General features: G+C 55.6%; 9 protein-coding genes. 4 read left to right on the forward strand and 5 right to left on the reverse strand.

Annotated features, from left to right (window positions below; translation table 11 throughout):
* Positions 1-55 precede the first annotated feature (55 nt).
* Positions 56-1,105 carry a TRAP transporter substrate-binding protein DctP gene (gene dctP / locus R6V78_RS05125; protein ID WP_410288261.1) on the reverse strand — a complete coding sequence of 350 codons (1,050 nt, stop codon included), beginning with the start codon at positions 1,103-1,105 and terminating at the stop codon, positions 56-58.
* A 220-nt stretch (positions 1,106-1,325) separates the two neighbouring features.
* Here dctP and R6V78_RS05130 point away from each other — a divergent pair, with 220 nt between their 5' ends.
* Complete coding sequence (locus tag R6V78_RS05130) at positions 1,326-2,090, forward strand: FadR/GntR family transcriptional regulator (RefSeq protein ID WP_410288262.1); 765 nt, start codon at positions 1,326-1,328, stop codon at positions 2,088-2,090.
* A gap of 572 nt (positions 2,091-2,662) precedes the next feature.
* Here R6V78_RS05130 and R6V78_RS05135 read toward each other — a convergent pair.
* The 4 genes from R6V78_RS05135 to R6V78_RS05150 form a co-directional block, all read right to left on the reverse strand.
* Positions 2,663-3,685 carry a galactose-1-phosphate uridylyltransferase gene (locus R6V78_RS05135; protein WP_410288263.1) on the reverse strand — a complete coding sequence of 341 codons (1,023 nt, stop codon included), beginning with the start codon at positions 3,683-3,685 and terminating at the stop codon, positions 2,663-2,665.
* A gap of 13 nt (positions 3,686-3,698) precedes the next feature.
* A complete protein-coding gene (locus tag R6V78_RS05140; protein WP_410288264.1) occupies positions 3,699-4,985 on the reverse strand; it encodes a DUF190 domain-containing protein in 1,287 nt (428 codons plus the stop codon).
* Positions 4,986-4,993: 8 nt separating this feature from the next.
* Positions 4,994-5,383, reverse strand: coding sequence for a fluoride efflux transporter CrcB (gene crcB / locus R6V78_RS05145; protein WP_410288265.1), 390 nt, complete (start codon positions 5,381-5,383; stop codon positions 4,994-4,996).
* Positions 5,384-5,575: 192 nt separating this feature from the next.
* A complete protein-coding gene (locus R6V78_RS05150) occupies positions 5,576-5,941 on the reverse strand; it encodes a hypothetical protein (RefSeq protein WP_410288266.1) in 366 nt (121 codons plus the stop codon).
* Between the two features lie 874 nt (positions 5,942-6,815).
* Here R6V78_RS05150 and R6V78_RS05155 point away from each other — a divergent pair.
* The 3 genes from R6V78_RS05155 to R6V78_RS05165 all read left to right on the forward strand — a co-directional run bounded on the left by R6V78_RS05155 (position 6,816) and on the right by R6V78_RS05165 (position 9,283).
* On the forward strand, positions 6,816-8,369 hold the full coding sequence (locus R6V78_RS05155; RefSeq protein WP_410288267.1) for a 2'-5' RNA ligase family protein: 1,554 nt from the start codon (positions 6,816-6,818) through the stop codon (positions 8,367-8,369).
* A 285-nt stretch (positions 8,370-8,654) separates the two neighbouring features.
* Entirely contained in the window at positions 8,655-8,957 is a 303-nt protein-coding gene (locus R6V78_RS05160; protein WP_410288268.1) for a putative quinol monooxygenase, read from the forward strand.
* A 143-nt stretch (positions 8,958-9,100) separates the two neighbouring features.
* A complete protein-coding gene (locus R6V78_RS05165; protein ID WP_410288269.1) occupies positions 9,101-9,283 on the forward strand; it encodes a hypothetical protein in 183 nt (60 codons plus the stop codon).
* The last annotated feature ends 178 nt before the right edge of the window (positions 9,284-9,461 follow it).

The following is a 9,461-nucleotide window of genomic DNA, read 5'->3' on the forward strand; positions in this document are numbered from 1 at the left end:
GGATCCGGGAGCGGCGTCCGATCGGGCCGCCGCTCCGTGATAGACGAACGCCGCGCTACTCGTACTGAGGCGTCATCAGGGAATCGTAGGCGTTATACCGCGCCCGAAACGTTTTCTGGGATTCCCAGACCTTGGAGAAATAAGGATCCTTGGCCGCTTTGGCATCGAGCAGCGTGACCGCTTTTTGGTATAGATTCTTCTGAATCTGCGGGTCGAGGTAGTTGATGTCGATCCCTTTATCCTTGAAAGACTCCAACGCGCCGATGTCCTTGGAAATGCTGTTGGTCAGCATGCGAAGGGTGGTGACCTGGGCCGCAATCTTGACGATCTCCTGCAGGTCCGCGGGCAGCGCCTCCCAGGATTTCTTGCTCACGAGAATATCCAAAATGGTGCTAGGCTGGTGAATTCCGGGCACAAGCAGGTGTTTGGCAATTTCATGGAACGCGAGGGTCTCGTCCATGCTCGGGATACTGAACTCGCCGGCATCGATGACATTGCGCTGCAGGGCCTCGTAGATCTCGCCGGCGGGCAGCATCACCACCGAAGCGCCGGCTTCGGTAAGGATCTCGCCCCAGTACCCGGAGGTCCTGAACTTAAGCCCCTTGAAATCCTCCATGCTCTTGATCGGCTTGTTGGACCAAGCCAGATCCTCCGGGGGAAGGATGCCGCAGGGCGCGGTGTAGCCGAAACCGTACTGGGCGTATAATTCCTGGTACAGATCGAGCCCTTCGCCGTCGTACATCCAGGTCAGATAGGGAACCGGGTCCATGCCGAAGGGCAGATACCCGAACAGCGCTCCGGCGGGAATCTTGCCGATCCAGTAGGCCGGGGAGGCGTGAGCCACGTCAATGGTCCCCATTCGGGCGGCTTCGAAAACCTCCAGGGGTCCGATCAGCTTGCCGCCGGGGTAGCTCTTGATTTCAAAGCGTCCCGCGCTGAGCTGGTTGACGGTATCGGCAAAGAATTCCGCAGCCCACTGGATCTGCGTTCCGGAGGGCCAGGCCGAAGCCATTTTCCATTGAATCGTCTTGGCAAAAGCGTCAGGTCCGACAAGAAGCACCGGCACGACCGCCAACACGCATACCATTGCCCGCAGTCCCTTCATGTTCCCTCCTTAATGTTGTGGGGTCATTGAGGCAACGGGCGATGGGAGCCCATTGCCGTTTGTGGATTGGTGTCCATACCACCGAATTTTAGGCCTGTCAAGATCCATGAAATCGAAAATTACACAATTAAACAATGAGTTGACATTTTTCATTAATTTTATTATTGCTGGTCTGACCAAGCGATAAATAACCTTATCGACGACCATCTCGGAGGAACTTGTGGCGGATCTTTTCACTGAAATCAAACCGGAAAAAGTTTCCGAAGCCATCGTTGCCCAGCTCAAGGGTTTGATCGTGGACGCCAGACTCCAGCCGGGCGAAAAACTGCCTCCCGAGCGTGTGCTCGCCGCCCGACTGGGAGTGGGCCGGTCCTCGCTGCGCGAAGCGATTAACACGCTGGAGGCCTTGGGCTTCGTTGAAATCCGCAAGCGCCAAGGGGTGTTTGTCCGCAGCGTCGGTTCGCTTCTCGCCCCCGATCCGCTTCGCCGGATCTTCCAGGAAGACCAGGCAAAGCTCCCCAAACTTTACGAGGTCCGCAAGGACATCGAACGGGCCGCCGCATTTCAAGCCGCCTCCTGCCGCACCACCCAAGACCTCGAGCGGATGCAGGACATCTTGTCGCAGATGCAGCGGGGGACCGAAAGCTCGAACCTCGACATTGCCGACGACACACGCTTTCACCTGGCCGTCGCCCAGGCGACCCACAATTTTTTCCGAATTCACATCCTGAAGAGCATTTTCGATCTGGCCAACGATTATCTCAGCGGGGTGTTGGATCGCCTGCTGCTGGACCCGGCCAACGCGCCGGTCATTTTCAGGCAGCACCACGATATTTTCGAGGCGATTCGGCTGCAGCAGCCTGAGCGCTCGCAGCTCCGGATGAACACCCACCTCGAATGGGTCGAAGCCCAGTGGGGACGGTTCTCCGGTTTTTACACCCCGGAACCGGACCGCCCGCCGGACCCGGCTCCGCGCCTGCCGTGAACGAAATTCTTGAATAATTCCAAACCGGTTGCGCAGGAGAATCGATCTGGATGCCCCTTTAAAAATGCCACGACGCAGGCAAACCAACCGCAACGCGATAGGATTCAATCCAGCAGTTTTTTTAATTGCTTGAAGATGGAAGACACAAACAGCCAGGATGTCAGGCTGAAGAAATGCAATGGGTCGACGGATAAAAACAGCGGCCGCCTGTGGACCGGTGGGTGAATGGTTTCCGGTTGCGGCTCAAACCGGAACCCGCAGGTGTCGGAAGTCAGCCATTCCGAGGGGGTTCGCGGGTATTTACGGCAGTTCAGGGGCCGGGCTGGATAAATCGCGCAAAAACTGAGGCCGTCTGCGCCGGTTTTTAAAAAAAGGCAGGGGGTCGGCAGCTTGCAGCATGCACCACACCCGATACAATGGCCGATGCGGGTTTTTGAGACCGGAAACACACACGTGAGCGTTCTTTTTATTTTGGCGTTCAACGCGACACCTTTTTGTGGGCGGTTTGTTTCAAGTGAGGGTTTTCAATTCGTACCGATACTTATGGTTCTTTAAAAGCGGTCAGATAAACACTACCAGGCATCACGCGCCAGTTCGGCGGTCAACTCCGGCGTTGTAAAAGTTGCCATGTCGCCCAGCATCACCTCGAAGCCGGTAAAGTCGCTGCGCACCCAGGGGGCATAATTGCCGCGTACGGTGAGGATGACCCGCAGCTCCAGGTCCTTTGATCCGTCCTCAACCAGCAACAATCCCAGGTTGTAGGCGTTGCGGCAGAGGCTGCGGTAAAATTTCTGGGCGTTCAATACGCCCTGCGAAAGGGTCAGCCAGTGATCATCCGTGGTTTCCCGCAGGGAAGTGACACCGGGCAGGATGCCCCAGATTTCAAAAAAGCCTTCGGGTGCAAAAGCGGCCAGCCATTGCCAGGAACCGGTAGCGCCGATGAAGCGGTGGCCGGTCTGCTTTTCCAAGGCCAGGTAGTCGCTGAACAGACGCGTGCCGGAATGCCGACGGTGTTCGGCGGCGAAGGCCTGCAGGTAGCGCTGGTAATTGGCCGGGATGCGGTCGGCCTGCACCTGCAGGTGGGGGTGCAGCAGCGATCCACCGGCCGATGGCAGGTGGTTTTGGGTGATGGCCATGCAAACGGCTGCGGGATCATGGGCCAGCACCCGCAAAAGGTAATCCCGGCAGTTGAGGAAACTGTCCGCGTAGGATTGCAGGCGGGCCGTCCCAATCGGAACGAAGTGATCGTCGTCGAAAAGACTGACCGCGGAATAGCGGCCGTAAGGAAACAGGTTGGGAAAAATCGTCGAGCTACCACGGATCATGCGTCCTTGCGGCCATAGTTCGGGGGAAAGCCGCGGAGTCCATGTGTCGCGCTGGGCGCGGCAGAACGGGCATCGACGGCGGTCCGCGGCAAAAGGAGGCGGTTCAGGCAGGGATTCGGTGCCGGGCTCGCGCTCTTCCCCGCGGCTGCTGGTGATCCTGCAGGTGCGGCCGGTGACCGGGTTGGTTCGCATCTCGATGGGACGTTCGGCGCGTTCACCGCTAGGCAGCACAATCCGGGAGTAAACGATCTCTTTTTTAAACCGGAGCACGCGTGAATTCCTTTCAATCGGTTCTGCCAAAACCGGTCCGCAGCAGCGAATCCCGGCTGATCATGCCCTTGAAACGCCCGTCACCGTCTACAACGGGCAGGCGTTTGAGCCCCCTGTCGATCATCAACCCGATGGCCGCTTCGATCAGCATCTCCTCGTGGACCGTGGTCAGTTCGGTGGTCATTACCGCACCGGCAGTTATTTCGGCCAGGCGCCGGCGCAGGTCCCCCAGTCGGCAGTCATCCTGCTTGAAAGGGAGTTTCACTTTGGACAGCAGATGACAGACAAGCGCTTGCTCGGGTTTGAAATAACGCAGCAAATCGCGGTCCGCGATCAAGCCCAAAAGCTTACCGTCGGCATCGACCACAGCCACCCGTTGAATATCGTTTTCATCGATGATCCGAATCACTTCGTCAAGGGCGGTTTCAGGCGCCACAATGTGCGTATCCCGGCGCATGATGTCAACGACACGTCTTAACTGCTCAACTTCGATTTTTTGCGCCTTGAAGGCATTCCAGTCAGGCGCCGCATGCATGACCGTACGGAAGATATCCAGCCGCGACAGCATGCCTGCAAGTCGCCCGGTGCCATCGACCACCGGCAAACGTTTGACTCCCCTGGTCAGCATCAGCTCCACGGCTTCGGTCAAGGGCCGGTCCTCGGCGATCGTGACGACCGGGGTCGTCATGACCTCGGCAGCCTGCCGCGAAGCCAGCAGATTCATGACCGCCTCGCGGCGTTCGCGACCAGATTCCGCCAGCAGGCTCAGACGCAGGGGTAGCCCGCCTTTTCGGATCAAATCGCCCTGGGTGATCACCCCAATGGGCCGCCGTTGGTTGTCCAACACGGGCAGTCCCGTGAAAATCGAAGAGAGCAGCAGCCGGAGCGCATCACTCAAGGGGGTGACCGTGGTGACGCTTTTTGGCTCATGGGTCATCACATCGCGCACCATCAGCTGCCGGGGGAAAAAGGCGTTCTTTACACGGTGGCTCAGAACGTTCAGGTCATGCAGGGCGACTATGCCGTCACCGACCATGCCGTCAAGACCGTTCAGCACGCGTTCAGCCTCCATGGCCGGAAGGACAATAAAAATTCGAACCGGGAGGTTAAGCGAAAGAATTTCCAGCCGTTTGGTCGCCAACTCTCCACCTTCGTAACAGCCGGCAACACCGCGGGTGACGATGCAGCGGGCGGCAATCTTCAGATCGCGGACATACTGAATGACGGCATCCGCCACTGGCTTTTTCCGGTAAAGCGCGGCTTCGCTGGTGAAGATTTCGATCCCTTTGTAATCCAACATTGGGCCCCCTATTTAAGACCGCCAAGCCGCATTCCGATGACCGTCAGGGCCAGGCCGCCGATATTGTTGACCAGGATGTTGGCCAGCGGTTCAAGTGCCAGGCCGGCGCGACCGGCATTAACGGTTTCCAGGGAAAAGGATGAAAAAGTGGTCAATGCACCCAGGTAGCCGGTAATCAGCAGCAGGCGCATGTCTGGGGTCAACAGCCTTACGCGATCGGCCAGGGCGAAGAGCAGGCCGATAAAAAAGCACCCGATCAGGTTGGCCAACAGCGTGCCCCAGGGAAATTGGGGCCCCCAGGCTCTGGCCGAAAGCAGGCCGATGCCATACCTGCTTGCTGCACCAAGGCTTCCGCCGCACATGACCAAGGCAATTTTTTTCAGTGCGGGTTGCAACATACGGCCGCCTTCCAAAAACATTTGCCCAACATCCGACAGCGTGGCTTTCAACTGAATGAAAACCTGAACCCATTCTCCCATTGTCTTTGAATCTCCCTTTTCCAGATAGTCCGGTGCGTCCATGGGTCGGATAATTATTGTTGAAGCGCGCCTTTTGACGCATCCAACACGCTTTTAATTTTTTGTGAAAGCTCAGAAATATTCGAACCCGTTTTTTGCTATCTTCTGAATATGCGCTTCGGATTCTTCAACCGTCTCCTTCGCTTCGATATCCGACAATCGCAACCGGGCAAACTCATCTCGCGAATAACCTAACTGCAGACAAACCTGATCATTGAATTCGATCGGTTCGACGGTTATGGGATCCAGGACGACCACGCCATTTGCCCCGTTCAAAAAAAAGGCCCGGTAATAATTTTCTGACTCCTTAAGCGCCTTCTCTCTCTGATTCGAGGATTCAATTTCTTTGGATAAGTCCCTGACCTTTTTTTCCAATTCCTCATAGGTCGGTTTTTTAGCCACCAGAAATATCTCCCTTTTTTCAAAAATTGCGACCATTGAACCCTCCCCGCGGCAAGCCGCGGGGAACCTTCACCGTAAGGATGTAAATCGATTTCCAGTTCGCTCTAAGATACCGCTTATCAAGTTTGTCGCGTGCTTTATTCAAATTTTGCCGCCTTATTTGGGTTGGGATAATCCGTTTTTCCTTATTATTTTTTACCCATATGATTCCTGCGGAATTTTTATACCCACGACCTCCGATTTTGTCCACCTCCATTTCATCCCCCCTTCATTTCTGGAATCCAGAAATATTGATGAACCCGTAAAAAGTCACAAACAGTGTCACTCCCGCGGAGGCGGGAGTCTATAACTATCTGAATCTTATGGATCCCCGCCTTCGCGAGGATGACAATAAACCTGAAATTTCGACTTTTTACGAAACCATCAATATCAGTGCGCTAATCAAGGTGTGACCCCATGGCATTTCACATGAACCGGTCAGCCCTGCCGGCTGACACAACCAAAAGGAGGCCATCATGGCCAAAATCGATCTACAGCCGTACGTGGCTCAGCCACACCCGGCAAGAACAGTGCTGAAGAAGCACAAGGTGCCAATGAGCACCGTGGCCAACTGTTTTTGGGAAGCCCGGTGGTAAGGCTGCCTGGATTGGCCGAAACCTTATCTGAGTGGTGCGGTGTTGCCGCGTCTTCAATTCTGAAATTTCCGCGAGATTTAACGAATATTCGTTATTTCACGAAAGAAACGTTTCCCTTCGCTTCGATGACGCCATCGATCCAAAAAAAAGGCGATTCCATATCAAGCACTTAAATGACATTTGGACGGAACGGCCACCTTGGCATACATTTTGGAGATTTTTTGTATGTCTTCCGGTGATCCAATCGTTTCAACTACCAGGAAAGGAGAAGCCGCATGACCTTGATCGCGATCAACGTACTGCTGGATCCAGATGCCGCCACGGTTGAGAGGGCACGGGCGGTGAACGCCCGGCTGCGAGAGAGCTATCCGGACGGTTTCGCCCTGGATGCCAACCACACGCCGCACATCACCCTGCTCCAGCGGTTTGTGCGGACAGCGGACCTCGACGAGGTCGCGAATGCCGTGGCCGCAGTGCTGCGTGCAGAGCAGTCGATGAATTGGGAATGCCATGCGACCGGCTATTATGCCCTGGCCGACAAGGATCTCCGGTTGGTGGGCATCGTCATCGAGCCGACCGAGGATCTGCGCCGACTTCAGCAACGGATCATCGACGCTGTCGCCCCGTTCGCCGTGGAGCAGGGGACCGGCGAGGCCTTTGCGCCCCGTCTCGACGGCGGGGCGATCAGCCAGCCCACCGTGGATTACGTGAACAACTACGTCGGACCCCGCACCGGCATGAACTACCACCCTCATCTGACCGTCGGTATAGGGACGCGTGACTTTGTGGACGCTCTGAAAGCGGAGCCATTCGAGACCTGCACCGTCCGGGCCGTATCCGTGAGCCTCTACCAGGTGGGGGATTACGGTGTCGCACAGAGAAAGCTCTATGACCTTCACTGTACTGATCCGCTGGCTTCCTGGAACGATGGCCCCGCCAAACAGGGTATCCTCGCGTTCATCGCCACGGTGACAAAGGAAGAATCACCCGACTTCTTGCCACTGGCGGAACGCATAGCCGTGTTCGACAACGACGGCTGTCTGTGGCCGGAGAATCCAATGCCGTTTCAGGCGGCCTTTGCCATCGACGAACTGAACCGACTCATCCTCACCGAGCCCAAGCTCGCTTCGGATCCCATGGTGCAAGCCGCCCTGGCCGGCGACTTTGCAAAACTCCTGGAAGGCGAACACTTCGATGGCCTGATGCAGGTCTTGGCACTCACCCATGCTGGGATGACGACCGACGAGTTTCGTGAGGCCGTGGAGGCCTGGTTCGCATCGGCCAGACATCCGCGATATGGCAGGCCCTATGACCAACTCACCTACCAACCCATGCAGGAACTCCTGCGCCTTCTGCGGGCAAATGGCTTCAAGAACTTCATCGTTTCCGGCGGCGGCGCGGACTTCATGCGCGTCTGGGTGGAGCGCGTCTACGGCATACCCCCGCAGCAGGTTGTCGGCTCGACAGCGCGCACGACATTCGAGCTGCGCGACAGCGGGCCGGTGCTGACAAAAACCCTCGACTATCTGTTCGTCAACGATAAGCAGGGCAAGCCGGTCGGCATTCATCAGTTCATCGGCCGACGACCCGTGGTATGTTGCGGGAACAGTGACGGCGACCACGCGATGTTGCAGTACACCACGATCAACAACCCGCGCCCAAGTTTCGGCCTCATCGTCCACCATACCGACAGTGAACGCGAATATGCCTATGACGTCGAGACGAAGAGCACCGGCCAGCTTGTCGACGCCCTCAAGGAGGCCCCCAAGCGCGGCTGGCTCGTTGTGGACATGAAGCGGGACTGGAATACCATCTTTCGGCCCGAGTAGGAGGTAAATCGTGGAAGGGTGAATTATCTGAGTGGTGCGATGTTGCCGCGTCTTCAATTCTGAAATTTCCGCGAGATTTAACGATTATTCGTTATTTCACGAAAGACACGTTTCTCTTCCCTTCGATCACGCCATCGATCCAAAATAAATGGCAAAACAATATCAAACACTTAAATGACATTCGGACGGAACGGCCACCTTGGCATACATTTTGGAAATATCCTGTATGGCTTCGGTAAGCGAATAGATCTAAACGATCGTCCAGGTATGGTTGGGAGGGGATCGGTGACTCTTTTGTTTGTCAAGATGAACGTTCTGGCGGAAAAACGCAAAGAGGTTTTGCAAACCATCAATTCCCTGTCTGCGGACACTAAAAAGGAGGAAGGCTATGTGGATTCGAAATTTTTCCATAATGCGGCAGATGAAACCGAGATTCTGTTTTTGACCACCTGGACAGACCGTAAAGCCTTGGATGCTTACCTGAAGTCGGTTAAATTCACGGTTCTGTTGGGGATTCGAAGCCTTTTGAGGGAAGAACCGACGATCAATATTTGCGAGGGTGAATCATTTTGCCGCCGCGGCGGCTGACAGTCACCCCGGCAGCGGCGAAGACCGCCGCAGGCAGCCGGTAGGATGGTCTGGCTGTGAGGTTTACATCACAGGTAAACCAAAATTCTACGCCTAAATAAAGAGTATAGTCATAGAAAGGAGGACATAATGAGGTCCACAAGATGATGTTCGTTCAACGAATCGACCACAAGCTCATTCTTCAGGGTGCCGAAGAGGGGTATGAAAATATCCCGGACGGCTTTGGCTGGACCATCGCCATCATGGAGGATACAGGCCGGATGGTGTTGACCGCCTCGGGAGACCTTGTCGGGAACGTCGCCTTTGGGGTCTGCACACCCTACTGAAGAAAGAATTTTTCTGCCACCGAGTCGGAAACAACTGGATAATTTCAGACAACGAAAAAAACGGAGGAAAACGACATGGCCACATTTTCCGCATTGAAATTCGAAACCCCGGACGGCGCAGAACAGGCCTTGATGACAATAAAGGATCTGGAGCGCAAGCAGTTAATCAAACTGATCG

It is taken from the genome of Desulfosarcina sp., from assembly GCF_046496365.1.
Taxonomy (GTDB): domain Bacteria; phylum Desulfobacterota; class Desulfobacteria; order Desulfobacterales; family Desulfosarcinaceae; genus Desulfosarcina.

Excerpts from the sequence above, each read along its gene's own strand:
- dctP (WP_410288261.1), bottom strand. The coding sequence starts at position 1,105 with ATGAAGGGACTGCGGGCAATGGTATGCGTGTTGGCGGTCGTGCCGGTG.
- R6V78_RS05140 (WP_410288264.1), bottom strand. The coding sequence starts at position 4,985 with ATGTTGGATTACAAAGGGATCGAAATCTTCACCAGCGAAGCCGCGCTT.
- crcB (WP_410288265.1), bottom strand. The coding sequence starts at position 5,383 with ATGTTGCAACCCGCACTGAAAAAAATTGCCTTGGTCATGTGCGGCGGA.
- R6V78_RS05150 (WP_410288266.1), bottom strand. The coding sequence starts at position 5,941 with ATGGTCGCAATTTTTGAAAAAAGGGAGATATTTCTGGTGGCTAAAAAA.
- R6V78_RS05155 (WP_410288267.1), top strand. The coding sequence starts at position 6,816 with ATGACCTTGATCGCGATCAACGTACTGCTGGATCCAGATGCCGCCACG.
- R6V78_RS05165 (WP_410288269.1), top strand. The coding sequence starts at position 9,101 with ATGATGTTCGTTCAACGAATCGACCACAAGCTCATTCTTCAGGGTGCC.